13 protein-coding genes, 1 tRNA gene and 1 pseudogene are annotated in these 19,049 nt (G+C 71.7%); 10 read left to right on the plus strand and 5 right to left on the minus strand.

Features of this window, described 5'->3' with window-relative positions; genetic code table 11:
• Window positions 1-68: 68 nt before the first annotated feature.
• The 3 genes from B4915_RS07395 to B4915_RS07405 all read right to left on the minus strand — a co-directional run bounded on the left by B4915_RS07395 (window position 69) and on the right by B4915_RS07405 (window position 1,788).
• A tRNA-Lys gene (locus B4915_RS07395) sits at window positions 69-141 on the minus strand.
• A gap of 94 nt (window positions 142-235) precedes the next feature.
• Window positions 236-1,471 carry a Na+/H+ antiporter NhaA gene (nhaA, locus tag B4915_RS07400; RefSeq protein ID WP_105805179.1) on the minus strand — a complete coding sequence of 412 codons (1,236 nt, stop codon included), beginning with the start codon at window positions 1,469-1,471 and terminating at the stop codon, window positions 236-238.
• Between the two features lie 98 nt (window positions 1,472-1,569).
• On the minus strand, window positions 1,570-1,788 hold the full coding sequence (locus B4915_RS07405; protein WP_105805180.1) for a hypothetical protein: 219 nt from the start codon (window positions 1,786-1,788) through the stop codon (window positions 1,570-1,572).
• A gap of 61 nt (window positions 1,789-1,849) precedes the next feature.
• Here B4915_RS07405 and ilvD point away from each other — a divergent pair, with 61 nt between their 5' ends.
• The 4 genes from ilvD (at window position 1,850) to ilvC (ending at window position 7,077) form a co-directional block, all read left to right on the plus strand.
• Window positions 1,850-3,544 (plus strand): dihydroxy-acid dehydratase, encoded by a 1,695-nt coding sequence (gene ilvD / locus B4915_RS07410; RefSeq protein WP_105805181.1) that lies wholly within the window; start codon window positions 1,850-1,852, stop codon window positions 3,542-3,544.
• A 116-nt stretch (window positions 3,545-3,660) separates the two neighbouring features.
• Window positions 3,661-5,460, plus strand: coding sequence for an acetolactate synthase large subunit (locus B4915_RS07415; RefSeq protein WP_105805182.1), 1,800 nt, complete (start codon window positions 3,661-3,663; stop codon window positions 5,458-5,460).
• A gap of 2 nt (window positions 5,461-5,462) precedes the next feature.
• A complete protein-coding gene (ilvN, locus tag B4915_RS07420) occupies window positions 5,463-5,972 on the plus strand; it encodes an acetolactate synthase small subunit (RefSeq protein WP_105805183.1) in 510 nt (169 codons plus the stop codon).
• Window positions 5,973-6,060: 88 nt separating this feature from the next.
• Window positions 6,061-7,077: a ketol-acid reductoisomerase gene (gene ilvC, locus B4915_RS07425; RefSeq protein WP_425436362.1), complete on the plus strand. Its 1,017-nt coding sequence runs from the start codon at window positions 6,061-6,063 to the stop codon at window positions 7,075-7,077.
• 265 nt (window positions 7,078-7,342) lie between these two features.
• Here the strand turns inward: ilvC and B4915_RS07430 are convergent.
• Window positions 7,343-10,161 (minus strand): annotated as a pseudogene (locus B4915_RS07430) (ATP-dependent RNA helicase).
• Between the two features lie 56 nt (window positions 10,162-10,217).
• Between B4915_RS07430 and B4915_RS07435 the strand changes: the two are divergent.
• From B4915_RS07435 to serA, 3 genes are all read left to right on the plus strand, one after another.
• The gene (locus B4915_RS07435; protein ID WP_105805185.1) at window positions 10,218-10,766 is read left to right on the plus strand and encodes a hypothetical protein; all 549 of its coding nucleotides are present in this window, start codon (window positions 10,218-10,220) and stop codon (window positions 10,764-10,766) included.
• Complete coding sequence (locus B4915_RS07440; RefSeq protein ID WP_105805186.1) at window positions 10,766-11,089, plus strand: hypothetical protein; 324 nt, start codon at window positions 10,766-10,768, stop codon at window positions 11,087-11,089. Before B4915_RS07435 ends, B4915_RS07440 begins: the two co-directional genes overlap by 1 nt.
• 168 nt (window positions 11,090-11,257) lie before the next feature.
• On the plus strand, window positions 11,258-12,850 hold the full coding sequence (serA, locus tag B4915_RS07445; protein ID WP_105805187.1) for a phosphoglycerate dehydrogenase: 1,593 nt from the start codon (window positions 11,258-11,260) through the stop codon (window positions 12,848-12,850).
• Between the two features lie 7 nt (window positions 12,851-12,857).
• Here the strand turns inward: serA and B4915_RS07450 are convergent, their stop codons facing one another.
• Entirely contained in the window at window positions 12,858-13,523 is a 666-nt protein-coding gene (locus B4915_RS07450) for a FadR/GntR family transcriptional regulator (protein WP_105805188.1), read from the minus strand.
• 171 nt (window positions 13,524-13,694) lie between these two features.
• Here B4915_RS07450 and B4915_RS07455 point away from each other — a divergent pair, with 171 nt between their 5' ends.
• From B4915_RS07455 to B4915_RS07465, 3 genes are all read left to right on the plus strand, one after another.
• Window positions 13,695-15,320: an amino acid permease gene (locus tag B4915_RS07455; RefSeq protein WP_105805189.1), complete on the plus strand. Its 1,626-nt coding sequence runs from the start codon at window positions 13,695-13,697 to the stop codon at window positions 15,318-15,320.
• Complete coding sequence (locus B4915_RS07460; protein WP_105805190.1) at window positions 15,317-16,351, plus strand: asparaginase domain-containing protein; 1,035 nt, start codon at window positions 15,317-15,319, stop codon at window positions 16,349-16,351. The genes B4915_RS07455 and B4915_RS07460 overlap by 4 nt, the downstream gene beginning before the upstream one ends.
• Window positions 16,352-16,647: 296 nt before the next feature.
• A complete protein-coding gene (locus tag B4915_RS07465; RefSeq protein WP_105805191.1) occupies window positions 16,648-18,927 on the plus strand; it encodes a polyribonucleotide nucleotidyltransferase in 2,280 nt (759 codons plus the stop codon).
• The last annotated feature ends 122 nt before the right edge of the window (window positions 18,928-19,049 follow it).

A 19,049-nucleotide genomic window follows, 5' to 3' on the forward strand; every position in this document is an offset into this window, starting at 1 on the left:
GGGGATCGGCCGAAGCTCGGCCCGGATACGCGAAAGGCCCGGCACATGAGTGCCGGGCCTTTCTGTCGTACGCCCCCGGGGACTTGAACCCCGAACCCGCTGATTAAGAGTCAGCTGCTCTGCCAATTGAGCTAGAGGCGCTCGCTGCGCTCGCGGCAACAGATACATACCCTAGCACGAGAGGCGGGCGGGCAGAAAATCCGCCGGCGCGGCCCGGGCGTGGCGCGGCGCCCCGTTATCCGCGCGCCCGCCGCGGGCGCAGCAGGAACGCAGCCGCCACCCCGACCGCCAGCAGCGAGGCGGCCATCACCGCCAGCCGTGCCGTGTCGGCCGAAGCCGCATCGTCGAAGCTCAGCTCCGTCACGAGCAGCGACACCGTGAAACCCACCCCCGCCAGCGCGCCCACGCCGATCAGCTCCCGCCACCGCACCGCGCCGTCCAGCTCCGCCCGCGTGAAGCGGGTCAGCAGCCACGTCACCAGCGAGATCCCGAGCGGCTTGCCGATCACCAGGCCCGCCATGATCCCGAGCGCGATCGGATCGAAGGGGAAGCGGGAATCCCCGCCCACGGCCACGCCCGCCGCGAAGAATGCGAACACCGGAACCGCGATGCCGCTGGACAGCGGGCGGAAGCGCCGCTCGAAGACCTCCGCGAGCTGGGTGCCGCCCCGCCCCGACACCGGCACCGTGAACGCCAGCAGCACCCCCGCGATCGTCGCGTGCACGCCCGAGGCGTGGAACAGCGCCCAGGCCACCACCCCGATCGGCAGCAGCACCAGCCACGGCGCCCACCCCGAACGCGCCAGGCCCGGCGCGAAGCGCCGCGCGATCAGCCCGTACACCGCGATCACCGCGAGACCGGCGGCGAGGGCCCACAGCTCGATCCCGCTCGTGTAGAACAGCGCGATGATCGTGATCGCGATGAGGTCGTCCACCACCGCGAGCGTGAGCAGGAACATGCGCAGCGCCGGGGGGATGCGTGGAGCGATGAGCGCCAGCACCGCGACCGCGAAGGCGATGTCCGTGGCGGTGGGAATCGCCCAGCCGTGCGCCGCCGGCGTGCCCGCGGTGAACGCCACATAGATGAGCGCGGGCACCGCGACCCCGCCGAACGCCGCCGCGACCGGCACGATCGCCGTCGAGAAGCGGCGCAGCGCCCCGTCGACGAATTCGCGTTTCAGCTCCAGGCCCACCATGAAGAAGAAGATGGCGAGCAGCCCGTCTGCCGCCCAGTGTCCGAGCGTTAGATCGAGGTGCAGTGCCTCGGGGCCCACGCGGGTGTCCCGCAGCGCGAAATACCCCTCCGCGAGCCCGCTGTTCGCGGCGATGAAGCCTGCGAGCGCAGCCAGCATGACGAGGATGCCGCCCGGCAGCTCGGCGCGCAGCAGGCGGCTGACCCGCGCGGCTTCGCGCCGATTGACGAGGGTGAGGATGCGGCGCGTACGGCCGCGCTGTGCGGGAATGCTGGGCATGGGAGCCTTTCGCTGTCGCTCGGCAAGGACATTGCCGACCAGACTTCCCGGCGCACCGCAGACCAGCCTACCCTGCGCCCCGGCCCGCATGCGAACCGCTACTTCTTCAGGCGCTTGCGGCCCTTCCCCGAGAACTCCTCGTCCTCGTCCTGCATCGCCACGCTCGCGACCGCGAGGGCGAGCCCGGCCAGCCACACGCCCCACACCAGGAAGCGGCGCCAGTCCTTCCGCATGTTCTGGGTGCGACGCGCGGTCCCCACGGCGCCGAAGGCTGCCCCGACGACGCCGGGATTGGTCACGTACTTCCCGATAGACATGCGGCCAGCCTAACGCCTCGCGCGCAGACGCGGTATGGGGTGGGAGACTAGAATGGCGCGTATGTCAGAGATCGATATGAAGCCGCGGAGCCGCGACGTCACCGACGGGATCGAGAAGGCCGCCGCGCGGGGCATGCTCCGGGCCGTCGGCATGGGGGATGAGGACTGGGACAAGCCCCAGATCGGCATCGCGAGCTCGTGGAACGAGATCACCCCCTGCAATCTGAGCCTCGACCGGCTCGCTCAGGGCGCCAAGGAGGGCGTCCACGCCGGCGGCGGCTACCCGCTGCAGTTCGGCACCATCTCCGTCTCCGACGGCATCTCCATGGGCCACGAGGGCATGCACTTCTCGCTCGTCTCCCGCGAGGTCATCGCCGACTCGGTCGAGACCGTGGTGATGGCCGAGCGCCTCGACGGCACCGTCCTGCTCGCCGGCTGCGACAAGTCGCTGCCCGGCATGCTCATGGCCGCAGCGCGACTCGATCTCGCCTCAGTCTTCCTGTACGCCGGATCCATCGCCCCCGGCTGGGTCAAGCTCAGCGACGGCACAGAGAAGGAAGTCACCATCATCGACGCCTTCGAAGCCGTCGGCGCCTGCAAGGCCGGCACCATGAGCGAAGAAGACCTCAAGCGCGTCGAGTGCGCCATCGCCCCCGGCGAAGGCGCCTGCGGCGGCATGTACACGGCGAACACCATGGCCTCCATCGCCGAGGCGCTCGGCATGAGCCTGCCCGGCTCCGCCGCCCCGCCCAGCGCCGACCGCCGCCGTGACTACTTCGCCCACCGCTCCGGCGAGGCCGTCGTCAACATGCTCCGCCTCGGCATCACCGCGCGTGACATCCTCACCCGCAAGGCCTTCGAGAACGCGATCACCCTGCTCATGGCCTACGGCGGCTCCACCAACGCCGTGCTGCACCTGCTCGCCATCGCCCGCGAGGCCGAGGTCGAGCTCAGCCTCGAAGACTTCAACCGCATCGGCGCGAAGGTGCCCCACCTCGCCGACATGAAGCCCTTCGGCAAGTACGTGATGGCCGACATCGACCGCCACGGCGGCGTCCCCGTCATCCTCAAGGCGCTGCTCGACGCCGGCCTCCTGCACGGCGACGCGCTCACCGTCACCGGCAAGACGATGGCCGAGAACCTCGCCGAGCTGAACCCCGACCCGCTCGACGGCGAGGTCGTCCACCAGCTCGACGACCCCATCCACGCGACCGGCGGGCTCACCATCCTCCACGGCTCGCTCGCCCCCGAGGGCGCCGTCGTGAAGACCGCGGGCTTCGACGCCGAGGTGTTCGAGGGGCCCGCGCGGGTCTTCGAACGCGAGCGCGCTGCCATGGACGCCCTCACCGAGGGGAAGATCGGCAAGGGCGACATCGTGGTGATCCGCTACGAAGGCCCCAAGGGCGGCCCCGGTATGCGCGAGATGCTCGCGATCACCGGAGCCATCAAGGGCGCGGGGCTCGGAAAAGATGTACTACTATTGACGGACGGACGATTCTCGGGCGGCACAACCGGCCTGTGCATCGGCCACATCGCCCCTGAGGCGACGGACGGAGGTCCGATCGCCCTGGTACGCGACGGAGACCTGATACGGGTCGATATCGCCGCACAAACGCTCGATCTGCTGGTAGACCCCGCTGAGCTCGAGGCCCGACGCGAACACTGGGCCCCGCTTCCCCCGCGATACACGCGCGGAGTTCTGGCGAAGTACGCGAAGCTCGTGCGCTCAGCATCGGAAGGCGCCATCACCGGCTGAACCCCGCCGACGGGTCCGACGGCGGCCGAACACGGCCGCCGGCACCCGCCGCGCGCCGCGCGCACCACCCGAACCGCGCACCACACGCCCGTCACCCCCAACTGAGAAAGTGTGCAATGACCTCGGAATCGAGTGCAGTTCCCACGCCCGCGGCAGCCGCGAAACGCGGCGAGCGACTCACCGGAGCGCAGGCCGTCCTCCGCAGCCTCGAAGCGCTCGGTGTCGAAGACGTCTTCGGGCTCCCCGGCGGGGCCGTGCTGCCCCTCTACGACACCATCATGGACGCGGACCGGGTCCGCCACATCCTCGTCCGCCACGAGCAGGGCGGCGGGCACGCCGCCGAGGGCTACGCCTCCGCCAGCGGCAAGGTCGGCGTCTGCATCGCGACCTCCGGCCCCGGCGCGACGAACCTCGTCACCGCCATCGCCGACGCCTACATGGACTCGGTGCCCCTCCTCGCCATCACCGGCCAGGTGTTCTCGCACCTGATGGGGTCGGACGCCTTCCAGGAGGCAGACATCGTCGGCATCACCATGCCGATCACCAAGCACTCCTTCCTCGTGAAGCGACCCGAGGACGTGCCCGGCGCCATCGCCGCCGCATACCACCTCGCCTCCACCGGGCGCCCCGGCCCCGTGCTCGTCGACATCACCAAGGACGCGCAGGAGGGCGAGTTCGACTTCGTGTGGGATCCGCGGGTCGACCTCGCAGGCTACCGGCCCATCACCAAGGCCAACAGCAAGCAGATCCAGGCCGCCGCCGAGCTCATCGCCTCAGCGCAGCGTCCCGTGTTCTACGTGGGCGGCGGCGTCGTGCGCGCCGGCGCGTCCGAAGAGCTGCTGCAGCTCGCCGAGCTCGTCGGCGCGCCCGTCGTCACCACGCTCATGGCCCGGGGCGCCTTCCCCGACTCCCACCCGCAGCACCTCGGCATGCCCGGCATGCACGGCACCGTCCCCGCCGTCCTCGCCCTCCAGGAATCCGATCTGCTCATCACCCTCGGCGCGCGCTTCGACGACCGCGTCACCGGCAAGGCCGCCCTGTTCGCCCCCGATGCGAAAGTCATCCACGCCGACATCGACCCGGCCGAGATCGGCAAGATCCGCGCCGCCGACGTGCCCATCGTGGGCGACGCCGCCGACGTGATCTCCGACCTCATCGCCGCCGTCTCCACCGCGAAGCTCAGCCGCGAATGCGCCGACCTCGCGCCCTGGTGGGAGCGCCTCCACCTCCTGCAGGAACGCTTCCCCCTCGGGTACCAGCCCACCAGCGATGGACACCTCTCCCCGCAGCACGTCATCCAGCGGATCGGCGAGCTCACCGGACCCGAAGGCGTCTTCGCCGCGGGCGTCGGCCAGCACCAGATGTGGGCCGCGCAGTTCATCAAGTACGAGCGGCCCAACGCCTGGCTCAACTCCGGCGGTGCGGGCACCATGGGCTACGCCGTGCCCGCAGCTATGGGCGCCAAGGTCGCCGAGCCCGAGCGCGTCGTGTGGGCGATCGACGGCGACGGCTGCTTCCAGATGACCAACCAGGAGCTCGCCACCTGCGTGGTGAACGACATCCCCATCAAGGTCGCCATCATCAACAACTCCTCGCTGGGCATGGTGCGCCAGTGGCAGACCCTCATCTACGACGGCCGCTACTCCAACACCGAGCTCAACACCGGCCACGGCTCCCGGCGGGTGCCCGACTTCGTGAAGCTCGGCGACGCCTACGGCTGCCTCGCGATCCGCGTCGAACGCGAAGACCAGGTCGACGACGCCATCAAGCTCGCGCTCGAGACGAACGACCGGCCGGTCGTCATCGACTTCGTCGTGAGCGCCGACGCGATGGTCTGGCCCATGGTGCGCCAGGGCACCTCCAACAGCGACATCCAGTACGCCCTCGAGCACGCCCCCGAGTGGGAGGAAGAGTAACCATGAGCCGCCACGTTCTCAGCCTCCTCGTCGAAGACAAGCCCGGTCTGCTCACGCGCGTCGCCGGCCTCTTCGCCCGCCGCGGCTTCAACATCGAATCGCTCGCCGTCGGCCCCACCGAGATGCGCGGCCTCTCCCGCATCACCGTCGTCGTCGACGAGGACGAAACCCTCCTCGAACAGGTCACCAAGCAGCTCAACAAGCTCGTCAACGTGATCAAGATCGTCGAGCTCGACGAGACCACCTCGGTGCAGCGCGAGCACGTCCTCATCAAGGTGCGCGCCGACAACCAGACCCGCTCGCACGTGCTCGAAGCCGTCACCCTGTTCCGCGCCCGTGTCGTCGACGTGGTGCCCGACGCCCTCACCATCGAGGTCACCGGCGACAGCGGCAAGATCGACGCCTTCCTCAAGGTGCTCGACCAGTACGGGATCAAGGAGATCGCCCAGTCCGGCCTCATCGCCATGGGGCGCGGATCGAAATCCATCACCGAGCGCGTCTTCAAGAACTGATCCGCCCCGGCCGCACGCACCCCGCGCGCCAGCCGCAGGATCCCGATCACCCAGAACCGCACAATATAAGGAGAACCCAGTGGCAGAGATGTACTACGACGCCGACGCCGACCTGTCGATCATCCAGGGCAAGAAGGTGGCCGTCGTCGGCTACGGCTCCCAGGGGCACGCCCACGCGATGAACCTGCGCGACTCGGGCGTCGAGGTCGTCATCGCCCTCAAGGAAGGGTCGAAGTCGATCCAGAAGGCCGAGGAGGCCGGCTTCGCCGTCAAGACCGTCGCCGACGCCGCCGAGTGGGCAGATCTCATCATGATCCTCGCCCCCGACCAGCACCAGCGAGCCATCTACAACGATTCCATCAAGGACAAGCTCACCGCTGGCAAGACCCTCGCCTTCGCCCACGGCTTCAACATCCGCTTCGGCTACATCGAGGCCCCCGAGGGCGTCGACGTGATCCTCGTCGCCCCCAAGGCCCCCGGCCACACCGTGCGCCGCGAGTTCGAAGCCGGCCGCGGCATCCCCGACATCATCGCCGTCGAGGTCGACGCCTCCGGCACCGCCTGGGACACCGCCAAGTCCTACGCCAAGGCCATCGGCGGCACCCGCGCCGGCGTCATCAAGACCACCTTCACCGAGGAGACCGAAACCGACCTCTTCGGCGAGCAGGCCGTGCTCTGCGGCGGCACCTCGCAGCTCGTGCAGTACGGCTTCGAGGTGCTCACCGAGGCCGGCTACCAGCCCGAGATCGCCTACTTCGAGGTGCTCCACGAGCTCAAGCTCATCGTCGACCTCATGTGGGAGGGCGGCATCGCCAAGCAGCGCTGGTCCGTCTCCGACACCGCCGAGTACGGCGACTACGTCTCCGGCCCGCGCGTCGTCGACGCCAGCGTCAAGGAGAACATGAAGGCCGTGCTCGCCGACATCCAGTCGGGAGCATTCGCCCAGCGCTTCATCGAAGACCAGGACAACGGCGGCGCCGAGTTCACGGAGCTGCGCGCCAAGGCCGAGCAGCACCCCATCGAGACCACCGGCCGCGAACTGCGCAAGCTCTTCGCGTGGAAGCAGCAGGATGAGGACTACGTCGACGGCAGCGCTGCGCGCTGACGCCGACGTAGTCCTGAGGGGCAGTGCTGATTTGCCGAGGATCGCGAGCGATCCTCGGGTGTCGACGGCAGCGCTGCGCGCTGATGCCGACGGAGTTCTGAGGGGCAGTGCTGATTTGCCGAGGATCGCGAGCGATCCTCGGGTGTCGACGGCAGCGCTGCGCGCTGACGCCCACGGAGTCCTGATGGGCTGATCGGGCGAAGGGCCCCGGGAGAGGATCCCGGGGCCCTTCGGCGTTCCCGCGCGCCTCCTGGCGGTCGGCCTGTCAGCGACCGCCGCCGCGGGCTGCGCGGGAGGTGCGGGCGGTCGCCTGCGCGGTCCACGGATCCTCGGGCCAGGGGTGCCTGGGGTAGCGGCCCCGCATCTCACGGCGCACCTGCTGGTACGGGCCGTTCCAGAACGAGGACAGATCGTCCGTGATCGCCAGCGGCTTCCGCGCGGGCGAGAGCAGGTGGAAGAGGACCGGCACGCGGCCCTCCACGAGCCGCGGCGTCTCGGCGAGCCCGAACAGCTCCTGCAGCTTCACCGCCACCACCGGCGGCGTCGTCGAATCGCCGTCGCCCGCCCCGCCCGGGTCGGCGTCCCCGGCGGAGTCGTCGGCGTCTGCCCCGGAAGCGCCGTCCGCCCCGTCCGCCACGAGGGCCGATCCCCGCCCGGAGGCCGGCCCCAGCCGCGGATAGTCGATCCGCACCATCGATCCCGAGGGCACCCGCAGCCGCTCCGGGGCGAGCTCGTCGAGCCGGGCCGCCTCGGGCCACGGCAGGAGCCGCCGCAGGGCCCCCGCGATGTCGATGCCGCGGAGCGATTCTCCCGGCCCCAGCCGTGCGAGATCCGGTCCGAGCCAGTCGTCGAGCGACGCCAGCAATGAGCTCTCGTCCACCGCGGGCCACGGCTCGCCGAGTATCCGGCGCACGAGCCCCAGGCGAGCACGCAGCGCGGACGCCGCATCCGTCCAGTGCAGCGCGGCGAGACCCTCCTCACGCAGCTGGGCCGTGCGGGCCGGACGGGCGTCCTCGGCGGTGGGCGCGACCGGCGTGGAGGAGAGCAGGATCGCTCCGAGCCGCTGCTCCTCGCGCACCCGCACGCGTCCCTCCGCGACGTGCGCCTCGCGCGTGCGGCTCAGCAGGCCAGCGCCGAGGCGGAGCGCGTCGGCCGCCGCAGCGGAGCGGCGAGGCGGATCACCGCGCCCGTGCCCTCCGCCACGCGGCCCTCCGCCCGCTGCACCTCCCGCACCGCGATCCACTCCTCGCCGAGCAGGCCGCTGCCCTCGGGGAGCGCGGCCCGGGTGCCGCTCGCCAGCAGATAGCTGCGAGAGCCCTCGGCGGTGCGCCGCGCGATCCACTCCGGGCGCGCGAGCGCGACGACGATGCCCGCGGCCTCGGAGCGGTGGGCCGTGCGGGCGCGGAGGGTGGCGGAGGCGCCCTGGGGTGGCTGCGTGCCGGCGATGCGCTCCAGGCGGTCCGCCTCCCGTCGCCAGCGCTGCGAGCCGGGGGAGCGGCCCGCGCGCAGCTCGCGCAGCAGCCGCGGCAGCTCGGCACCCGGATCCCGGTGGTCGTCCGAGATCGCCGCCACCACCTCGGCCGCGAGGCGGGGGTCGCCCAGCCCGGCGGTCCCGGCCAGCAGCGCACGCGCCTCACGCACCCCGACCGGCAGCGCCGCCACGCGGGCGCCCAGGGCGGTGGGGCGCCCCGCCGCATCGACGAGATCGAGCGCCCGCAGCAGGCGCTCGGCATCGTCCATGGCCGCCGCCGGGGGAGGGGTGAGCAGGGCGAGACCCTCGCCGCGCGGCGTGCCCCACACCGCGAGCAGCAGCGCCGCGTCGGTGAGCTCGGCGGCCAGGATCTCGGGTGCGGCCTCGGCGGGCATCCGGGCGAAGTCGGCCTGCGCATACGCTCGGATCACGCGACCAGGCCCCTGACGCGCCGCCCGGCCCGCGCGCTGCTCGGCGCTCGCCCGCGAGGCGCTGACCGTCACGAGGCCGCTCATATCGCGGGCCCGGTCGCGCCGCACCTCACGCGCGAGACCCGAGTCGATCACGAGCCGCACCCCGGGCACCGTGAGCGAGCTCTCCGCGAGCGGGGTGCTCACCACGATCCGGGGCGGATCGCCGGGAGCGCGTCCGCGGACGGCACGATCCTGCTCGCGGGCCGGCAGGCGGCCGTGCAGTGGCAGGATCTCGGGAGCGCCGTCATCGGCCTCCCCGCAGCCGCCGTGCGTCTCGGCGCCTCCGTGAGCGACACGCCGCCGCAGCAGCCGCACCACCTCGTCCACCTCCCGCGCGCCGGGCACGAACACGAGCGCGTCGCAGCCTTCGGCGCGCTGCGCCTCGGCCGCGAGCTCCGCGAGGTGCGCGAGGGACTCGCGGGTGACGCCGCGCGCGTCGAGACGCGCGCCGGCGAAGGGCGCGTAGTCGGTGCGCAGCGGGTGCAGCGGCGAGGGGATCTCGACCACGGGCGCGGGAGCGCATCCCGGTCCCGATCCCGATCCCGGCCCCGGCCCCGAGCCGAGCAGGGCGGCGATCGCGCCGGCGTCGAGCGTCGCAGACATGGCGACCACGATCAGATCCTCGCGCAGGGCGCGCAGCTCGGCCAGCATGCCGAGCAGGAGGTCCCCCTCGACCGAGCGCTCGTGCACCTCGTCGAGGATCACCGCACCCACGCCGGGCAGCTCGGCGTCTGCGAGGAGGCGCCGCAGCAGCACCCCCGGGGTGAGCACCTCCACCCGCGTGCCGGAGCCGGCGCGACGCTCGCCCCGCACCGTGTAGCCGACCGCCCCGCCCAGCTGCTCGCCCTGGAGCGCGGCCAGGCGGGCGGCCGCGGCGCGGACCGCCACGCGCCTCGGCTGGGTGAGCAGCACCCGGGCCTGCACGGAGCCATCCGCGCCCTCGGCGCCCTCCGCGAGCTCCGCGGTCCGCTCGGCGAGCATGTTCGCCACCAGCGGCGGCACGAAGGTGGTCTTGCCCGTCCCCGGCGGCGCGGACACGACCATCGCGCCCGAGCCCGCGGCGCGCAGGAGCTCCGGCGCCGCCGCGGCGACCGGCAACCCCTCGCCGATCCGCCCGAGCTCGAAACGATGTGCCGTCACCCCACCATCCTAGGAGCGGAGGAGGCGTGAAGCTTCGGGTCGCTAGGCTGGAGCACATGCGAAAGAAGACCCCGCGTGAGGCGCGCGAGAGCGCCCTCGCGAGCGGCTGGACCGTGGAGGCAGACCCCGCGCCCGAGTCCGCGGCGCCCCCGGAGGCGGCGCCCGAGACGGCGCCGGGGCCGAAGATCACCGGAGCGGAGGCCGAGCCTGCCGCGGAGAACGCCGCAGGCTCTGCTGCCGCCGACGGAACCGCGGCCGGCGCCGACGAGCCGGGAGCCGACGCGGGGCCTCGGCCCCAGCTGAGCAACGGCGCGCTCGTGCTGCTGGGCGTGACCGGCGGACTCTACCTGCTCTACGCCTGGATCTGGCTGAGCTGGGCGCAGTACTACGCCGGCGTCAACGCCGAGCAGGCGGCCACGAGCGGCTCCCTCGGCGCGGTGCTGCAGCAGATCGTCTTCTGGGCGGCGCCGCTCGCCCCGATCCTCTGGTTCCTTGCCGCGCTGTGGCTCAACCGCGGGCGCGGGCTGCGCTGGACGGCGCTCTGGATCGCCATCGGCGCCGTCGTGCTCGTCCCGCTGCCGCTCTTCCTGGGGGGTGCCGCCTGATGGGCCGTCGGATCGCAGCCTGGGCCGTCGGCGCGGTGCTGACCGCGCTCTACGCCTCGACCGTGGTCGCCGCGGTCGGCAACTTCGTGCTGCTGCCGCAGCTGGCCGCGCAGCTGGGGCTCGGCATGTCGCCGCTCGGCTGGTTCTGGCTGAGCTTCGGGGTGCTCATGCCGGTGGCGGTGTTCGCGATCGCGCTCGTCATCGGGCGCCGCAGGACCGCCGGGCTGCGGATCCTGGTGCTCGCCGCCGGGCTCGGGGTCGTTGCGGCGTGGCAGCTCGAGGTGATGCACCTGGTGCCGCAGTTCAGCTACTTCGCGTCCTGAGCCCGCCGCGACGGTCCGGATCCGCCCGTCCGGGGCCCGCACCCGTCCCTCGCGTCGCCGCCCGTCCTCTCTGGGGCGAGGATTCCGGCCCTCCGGGCGAGCGCTAGGATGGAATCCCGGTGCCCCGCGCCGGATCCTCCCCTCCGACGACTCCGAAGGAACCGCTTGATGTCTGCGCCGGTCGTGCTGATCGCCGAACAACTCTCGCCCGCCACCATCGCCGCTCTCGGCCCCGACTTCGAGGTGGTGCACGTCGACGGAACGGACCGCGACGCGCTGCGTTCGTCGCTCGCGACCGCGGACGCGGTGCTCGTGCGGTCCGCTACGCAGATCGACGCGGAGGCGCTCAGCTGGGCGCCGAAGCTGAAGATCGTGGCCCGTGCCGGCGTCGGCCTCGACAACGTCGACATCAAGGCGGCCACCCAGGCCGGGGTCATGGTCGTCAACGCCCCGACCTCGAACATCATCAGCGCGGCGGAGCTGACCGTCGCCCACATCCTCGGCCTCGCGCGCCACCTGCCCCGCGCGCACGCCTCCCTCTCCTCCGGCGCCTGGAAGCGGTCCTCCTTCACCGGCGTCGAGCTCTACGAGAAGACCGTCGGCATCATCGGGCTGGGGCGGATCGGCGCCCTCGTCGCCGAGCGCCTGCGCGGTTTCGGCGTCGAGCTCATCGCCTACGACCCCTACGTCACCGCGGCCCGGGCGCAGCAGCTCGGCGTGCAGCTCGTCACGCTCGACGAGCTCGTCGAGCGCGCCGACTTCCTCACGATCCACATGCCCCGCACGCCCGAGACGCTCGGCATGATCGGCGCGGAGCAGCTGCGCGCGATGAAGCCGAGCGCCTATGTGGTCAACGTCGCGCGCGGCGGGCTCATCGACGAAGAGGCGCTCGCCGCCGCGCTCGCCGCCGGCGAGATCGCCGGCGCGGCGCTCGACGTCTTCGTGCAGGAGCCCCCGGCGGACACCGCGCTCACCGGCCTGCCGAACGTGAACGTGACGCCCCACCTCGGCGCCTCCACCGAGGAGGCGCAGGAGAAGGCCGGCGTCTCGGTTGCGAAGTCGGTGCGCCTGGCGCTCGCCGGCGATCTCGTCCCCGACGCGGTGAACGTGGCGGGCGGCGTGATCGACGAGGTCGTGCGCCCGGGTCTCCCGCTCACCGAGAAGCTCGGCCAGATCTTCGCCGGCCTCGCGGACGGCCCCATCGCCTCGCTCGACATCGAGGTGCACGGCGAGCTGGCCGAGCGCAATGTCGAGGCGCTGCGCCTCGCGGCCCTCAAGGGCGTGTTCTCCCAGGTGGTCAGCGAGCCGGTCTCCTACGTGAACGCGCCGCTGCTCGCCGAGCAGCGCAACGTCGAGGTGCGCTTCTCCGTCGACGGCGTCTCGGAGAGCTACCGCAATGTCATCACGCTGCGCGGCGCCCTCACCGACGGCACGCAGGTGTCGGTGTCGGGAACCCTGACGGGCCCCAAGCAGGTCGAGAAGATCGTGGAGATCAACGGCTACGATCTGGAGCTGCCGATCCCGGAGCACCTGATCGTCTTCAGCTACGTCGACCGGCCGGGCATCGTCGCGACCTACGGCGGCATCCTCGGGGAGGCGGGCGTCAACATCGCCGGGCTGCAGATCGCCCGCGACGAGAAGAAGGGGACCGCCCTGTCGGTGCTCGCCGTCGACGCTCCCGTCGAGGAGTCGCTGATCGGCGCGCTGCGCGGTGCGATCGGGGCGGAGCGCCTCGTCACGATCGACGTCGACGCGCTGTAGGCGGGGCCTACCGCCCGGCGCGGATGGCGGCGGCGACGGCGTCGATGTGGTGCCGCGCGGCGCGCTCGGCGGCCGCGCGGTCCCCGGCCTCCACGGCGGCGAGGATCTCGGCGTGCTCCACGTCGGAGTCGCGCTGCCGGGCCTGGGTGATGTTGAGGAACTCCGACTGCAGGTCGAGCGACCGCCGCATGGACGCCGTGATGCTCACGAGCACGGAGTTGTGGCTGGCCTCGGCGATGAGCGTGTGGAAGTCGCGGTCGAGGCGCACCCACTCGTGCAGGGACACGGTGTCGACCATGCGCGCGACGAGCTGCCGCATGGCGTCGAGCTCGGCCTCGGTGCGTCGCTCTGCGGCGTGGCCGGCGGTGGGGACCTCGACGTGGATGCGCGCCTCCATGAGCTCGTCGGGGTCGAAGCCGCCAAACTCGGAGACCCCGGAGGGGGTCTTCGAGACGACGTAGGTGCCGCTGCCGCTGCGCGTCTCGGTGAGTCCGAGCGTGGCGCAGGCGTGCAGCGCCTCGCGCACGACGGAGCGGCTCACGCCGAACTGGCGGGCGAGGGCGATCTCGCCTGGGAGGCGGTCGCCCACTGTGAGCTCGGCGTCGTCGATGAGCGCGCGGATCGCCTGGAATGCGGCTTCGGTGGCGCTGACGCGCTGGACGGGGGAGTGCATGGCGTGGGCCTTTCGGGGGCGCGGTGTCGGAGCGCCGCGCGAGGCCGGCGTCGTCGAGGGCGGGATCTTCCGAGAACAGCGTATTGAGATTTTCGAAGATTCGGGTAATCTGTCGGACAGCCGGACAGATCATTCGTGCTCCGGCCCACGCCAGACAGAAGGACCTCACACATGAACGACGGAGTTCTCCCGCATCGGGATCCCGAGGGCACCGCGCCCGCCACTGCCGTGGACCAGGGCGACCACGGCTACCACCGCGGCCTCAAGCGCAGGCACCTCACCATGATCGCCATCGGCGGTTCGATCGGCACCGGCCTCTTCCTCGGCGCGAGCGGGCGCATGGAGATCGCCGGCCCGTCCCTCGCCTTCGTCTACATCATCTGCGGGCTCTTCGCCTTCCTCGTGGTGCGGGCGCTCGGCGAGCTCGTGATGTACCGCCCCTCATCGGGCGCCTTCGTCTCCTATGCGCGGGAGTTCATGGGGGAGAAGGGCGCCTACACCGTGGGCTGGCTCTACTTCCTCAACTGGTCGACGACCGTGATCGCCGACATCACCGCCGTCGCGCTCTACATGCACTTCTGGGCCGTCTTCGTGCCGATCCCGCAGTGGGTGCTCGCCCTCATCGCGCTCGCGATCGTGTTCGCCATGAACGTCGCCTCGGTGAAGCTCTTCGGCGAGATGGAGTACTGGTTCGCGATCATCAAGGTCGGCGCGATCGTGATCTTCGGGCTGATCGGCATCTTCCTCCTCGTCACCCAGACGCCGGTCGGCGGTCAGACCCCCGGCTTCCACCTCATCGCGGAGAACGGCGGATTCTTCCCCAACGGCGTCGGCGCCATGTTCGTGATCGCCCTCGGCGTGGTCTTCGCCTTCGGCGGCACCGAGATGGTCGGCGTGGCCGCGGGAGAGTCCGAGAATCCGCGGGCCGCGATCCCTCGCGCCGTGAACTCGATCATGTGGCGCATCATCCTCTTCTACGCGGGATCGGTGATCCTCTTCACGCTGCTGCTGCCGTGGAACGCCTACTCCGGCAGCGAGAGCCCCTTCGTCACCGTGATGAACTCGATCGGCGTGCCCTACGCCGGAGACATCATGAACCTCGTCGTCCTCACCGCCGCGATGTCGAGCCTCAATGCGGGCCTCTACGCGACCGGTCGCACGCTGCGCTCCCTGGCCGTCGCCGGCACCGCTCCCGCCTTCGCCAAGCGCCTCAACCGCGCGGGCGCCCCCTACGGCGGCATCATGATCACCGCCGCCATCGGCGTCGCCGGGGTCGGCCTCAACTTCATCGTCCCCGCGCGCGCCTTCGACATCGTGCTCAACCTCGCGGGCATCGGCATCGTCGGCACCTGGGCCGCCATCATGCTCTGCCACTGGCTGTACGTGCGCCGCACCCGGCGCACCGGCGAGCAGCGACCCGGCTACCGGCTGCCCTTCGCGCCGCTCACGAATGCGGTCACGCTCGTCTTCCTCGCGGGAATCGTGATCCTCATGGCCCTCGACGCCGCGATCGGCCGGATCACCCTGCTCGTCTTCCTGGGCGTCGTCGTGCTCATGGTGGTCGGCTGGTTCGCGGTGCGCGGACGCATCAACCCCGAGGCCTTCACCTCGGTGTTCACCATCCCGGAGGACGCGGCCGAGCCCGTCTGGGCGGGCGCGGGGGCCGTGCCGCACGCCGGATCCGCGTCCGCATCGGGATCCGTATCGGGATCGGGACCGGGATCCTCCACCGGGGCCGGACCCGGCACCGCCGGCTCGGGCGAGGGCGAGCCGGGCTCGGAGCACAGGCCCCGATGACCGGGGCCGACGGAGCCGAGAGGCTGCTCCTCGTCTACTGCGGCGGAACCTTCGGCATGCGCGACTCTGGCCGCGGGCTCGTCGCGCAGCGGGATCTCGGCGGCGTATTGGGCGAGCTCGTGCGCGAGTGCTCCGCGCAGCGCAGCCGGGACGTCGACTGGGAGCTGGCGCAGCCGCCGGAGATCATCGACAGCGCCGAGGCCGGGCACGGGACCGCCCTCTCCATCGCCGACCTGATCCGCGAGCGGCTCGGCTCAGCCGACCGTGCCGGCTCGCCGTTCGCCGGGGTGCTCGTGGTGCACGGCACCGACACGCTCGCCCACGCCGCCGCGCAGGCGGCGTTCGCCCTCGCGGATCTGCGCACCCCCGTCGTCTACACGGGCGCGATGCACCCTCTGGGCACGCCCGGCGGCGACGCCGAGCGGAACTTCGCGCGCGCCTTCGCCGCCGCGCTCGCCGGCGGCGGTCCCGGCGTGCGGCTGGTGTTCGGGAGCGCGGATCTGCCCGCCGTGCGGGCGGTGAAGCGCTCGAGTGAGGCGGATGAGGCCTTCGCCGCCACGCGCCCGCTCGCCGAGCCCACGACCTCCGTGCCGGGCCTCGCCGCAGCGCTCGCCGGAGCAGCGGGAGCGATCCCGCCGCGGGTGGGCATGCTCACCGCCGTGCCGGGCCTGCCTCCCGCGCTCGTCGAGGCGGCCCTGCTGGCCTTCCCCGACGGACTCGTGCTCGAGTGCTACGGGGCGGGCACCGCCCCGCTCTCGGGCCGTGACGCGAGGGAGGTGCTGCTCGGCGCCAGGGATCGTGGCACGCCCGTGCTCGCGATCACCCGCTGCGCGCACGGCGCGGTCGAGCTGCAGCGCTACGCCGTGGGGGCGGCGCTCGCGGAGGCCGGGGTGATCGGTGGCTCCGATCTCACCGCCGAGGCGGCGATCGCGAAACTCCGCGCGCTGCTGCGCGCGGGCTATACCGGCGAGCGGCTCGCGCTGCTGTTGCGCCTCAACCTCGTCGGCGAGCAGCGGCCCCTGGGGGAGTAGCGGCCACGGGCGCCGGGCGATCCCGCCCGCGAGCCGTATTCCCCGGCATCCGGCTGCTCCGGTGCTATCCTGGGGACTGCGGGCATCCGCCCGCACAGAAGAACCGAGCGCGCCGGCCGGCGGGCTGGTCTTCGGTAGTGGATTCCCCTGACCGCCCGCGCGTGATCCGCATGGCTCAGGCGTCGGGAAGGCGCAGGGTGACCTTCTACTGAACATCAGCACCCGCGGTGCTCCGCAGCGAAGGCTCGCAGCACTTCGAGCTGCCGCCGCGCGCTCACCGACGCGAAGGAGAACCCGTGGAGGGTCCTGAGATCAAGTTCGCCGAGGCCGTGCTCGACAACGGCAAGTTCGGCAAGCGCACCATCCGATTCGAGGCCGGTCGCCTCGCGCAGCAGGCGCAGGGCGCCGTTGCCGCGTACCTCGACGAGGAGACGATGCTCCTCTCGGCCACCAGCGCCTCCAAGCAGCCGAAGGATCACTTCGACTTCTTCCCGCTGACCGTCGACGTCGAGGAGCGCTCCTACGCCGCGGGCAAGATCCCCGGCTCGTTCTTCCGCCGCGAGGGCCGTCCCTCCACCGAGGCGATCCTCGTCTGCCGTCTCATCGACCGCCCCCTGCGCCCGTCCTTCGTGGACGGCCTGCGCAACGAGGTGCAGATCGTCGTGACCGTGCTCTCGATCGCCCCCGGCGAGTTCTACGACGCGCTCGCGATCAACGCGGCGTCGGCGTCGACCCAGATCTCGGGCCTGCCGTTCTCGGGTCCCATCGCGGGCGTGCGCCTCGCGCTCATCGGCGATCAGTGGGTTGCGTTCCCCAACGAGGAGCAGCTCACGGAGGCCGTCTTCGACCTGATGGTCGCCGGCCGGGTCGTCACGAAGGCCGACGGCTCCGAGGACGTCGCGATCATGATGGTCGAGGCCGAGGCCACCGAGGGCTCCTGGAACCTCATCCAGGGCGGCGCCACCAAGCCCGATGAGGCGGTCGTGGCCCAGGGCCTCGAAGCCGCCAAGCCGTTCCTCACCCAGCTCGTCAAGGCACAGGAGCAGCTCGCCGCGCAGTCGGCGAAGGAGGTGCAGGAGTACCCCGTGTTCCTGCCCTACGCCGAGGAGACCTACGCCGCGGTGGCCGAGCTTGCCGAGGCCGAGCTCTCGGGCATCTACCAGATCGCCGACAAGCAGGAGCGCCAGGACGCCGACGATGCGCTGAAGGCGCGCGTCAAGGAGGCCATCGCCGCCAAGGTCGCCGCTGGCGAGCTGCCGGCCGAGGCAGAGGGCCAGGTCTCCGCCGCCTACAAGTCGGTCACGAAGAAGATCGTGCGCGGCCGCATCCTCTCCGAGGGCGCCCGCATCGACGGCCGCGGCCTGCGCGACATCCGCGCGCTCGACGCCGAGGTGCAGGTCATCCCGCGCGTCCACGGCTCGGCGATCTTCCAGCGCGGCGAGACCCAGATCCTGGGCGTCTCCACGCTGAACATGCTCAAGATGGAGCAGCAGATCGACTCGCTGTCGCCGACCACGTCGAAGCGCTACATGCACCACTACAACTTCCCGCCCTACTCGACCGGTGAGACGGGCCGCGTCGGCAGCCCGAAGCGCCGCGAGATCGGTCACGGCTTCCTGGCCGAGCGCGCGCTCGTGCCGGTGCTGCCCAGCCGCGAGGAGTTCCCCTACGCGATCCGCCAGGTCAGCGAGGCGCTCGGCTCCAACGGTTCCACCTCGATGGGCTCGGTCTGCGCCTCGACGCTGTCGCTGCTCAACGCGGGCGTGCCGCTGCGCGCCCCCGTCGCAGGCATCGCGATGGGCCTCGTCTCCGACGAGGTCGACGGCGAGACCCGCTACGCGACGCTCACCGACATCCTGGGCGCCGAGGACGCGCTGGGCGACATGGACTTCAAGGTGGCCGGCACCTCCGAGTTCGTGACCGCGCTGCAGCTCGACACGAAGCTCGACGGCATCCCCTCGGACGTCCTCGCGGGTGCGCTCTCGCAGGCGAAGGAGGCGCGCACGACGATCCTCGACGTGCTCTCGCAGGCGATCGACGCTCCCGATGAGATGGCGCCGACCGCGCCCCGCGTCATCACGGTGCAGATCCCCGTCGACAAGATCGGCGAGCTGATCGGCCCGAAGGGCAAGACGATCAACGGGATCCAGGATCAGACCGGCGCCGACATCTCGATCGACGACGACGGCACCGTGTACATCGGCGCTGTCGACGGCCCCTCGGCAGAGGCCGCCCGCGCCCAGGTCAACGCCATCGCGAACCCGCAGAACCCCGAGGTGGGCGAGCAGTACCTCGGCACCGTCGTGAAGAACGCCGCCTTCGGCGCCTTCGTCTCACTGCTGCCCGGCAAGGACGGCCTGCTGCACATCAGCGAGGTGCGCAAGCTCGCCGGCGGCAAGCGGATCGACTCGGTCGACGACGTGCTCTCGATCGGCCAGAAGATCCTCGTGAAGATCACGAAGGTCGATGACCGCGGCAAGCTCTCGCTGGAGCCCGTGATCGAGGAGTCCGCCGCCGAGGAGGCCCCGGCCGCCGAGGCCGCGCCTGCTGAGACCGTGGAGAGCGCAGCCGAGTAAACGGCTCCGGCCCCCGAGCCGGTCGGAGCCTGACCGGCTCCCGCAGCGCCCGCCGCACCCGAGAAGGTGCGGCGGGCGCTGCGTCGTTCCTGGCGGTGTGCGCCGCTTCCGAAGGAGCGCGC

This window comes from Leucobacter massiliensis (assembly GCF_002982315.1).
Taxonomy (GTDB): Bacteria; Actinomycetota; Actinomycetes; order Actinomycetales; family Microbacteriaceae; genus Leucobacter; species Leucobacter massiliensis.

What these genes read in the sequence shown, in the direction of transcription:
- nhaA (WP_105805179.1), bottom strand. Translation starts at nt 1,471, where the DNA reads ATGCCCAGCATTCCCGCACAGCGCGGCCGTACGCGCCGCATCCTCACC.
- B4915_RS07405 (WP_105805180.1), bottom strand. Translation starts at nt 1,788, where the DNA reads ATGTCTATCGGGAAGTACGTGACCAATCCCGGCGTCGTCGGGGCAGCC.
- ilvD (WP_105805181.1), top strand. Translation starts at nt 1,850, where the DNA reads ATGTCAGAGATCGATATGAAGCCGCGGAGCCGCGACGTCACCGACGGG.
- B4915_RS07415 (WP_105805182.1), top strand. Translation starts at nt 3,661, where the DNA reads ATGACCTCGGAATCGAGTGCAGTTCCCACGCCCGCGGCAGCCGCGAAA.
- ilvN (WP_105805183.1), top strand. Translation starts at nt 5,463, where the DNA reads ATGAGCCGCCACGTTCTCAGCCTCCTCGTCGAAGACAAGCCCGGTCTG.
- ilvC (WP_425436362.1), top strand. Translation starts at nt 6,061, where the DNA reads ATGTACTACGACGCCGACGCCGACCTGTCGATCATCCAGGGCAAGAAG.
- B4915_RS07435 (WP_105805185.1), top strand. Translation starts at nt 10,218, where the DNA reads ATGCGAAAGAAGACCCCGCGTGAGGCGCGCGAGAGCGCCCTCGCGAGC.
- B4915_RS07440 (WP_105805186.1), top strand. Translation starts at nt 10,766, where the DNA reads ATGGGCCGTCGGATCGCAGCCTGGGCCGTCGGCGCGGTGCTGACCGCG.
- serA (WP_105805187.1), top strand. Translation starts at nt 11,258, where the DNA reads ATGTCTGCGCCGGTCGTGCTGATCGCCGAACAACTCTCGCCCGCCACC.
- B4915_RS07450 (WP_105805188.1), bottom strand. Translation starts at nt 13,523, where the DNA reads ATGCACTCCCCCGTCCAGCGCGTCAGCGCCACCGAAGCCGCATTCCAG.
- B4915_RS07455 (WP_105805189.1), top strand. Translation starts at nt 13,695, where the DNA reads ATGAACGACGGAGTTCTCCCGCATCGGGATCCCGAGGGCACCGCGCCC.
- B4915_RS07460 (WP_105805190.1), top strand. Translation starts at nt 15,317, where the DNA reads ATGACCGGGGCCGACGGAGCCGAGAGGCTGCTCCTCGTCTACTGCGGC.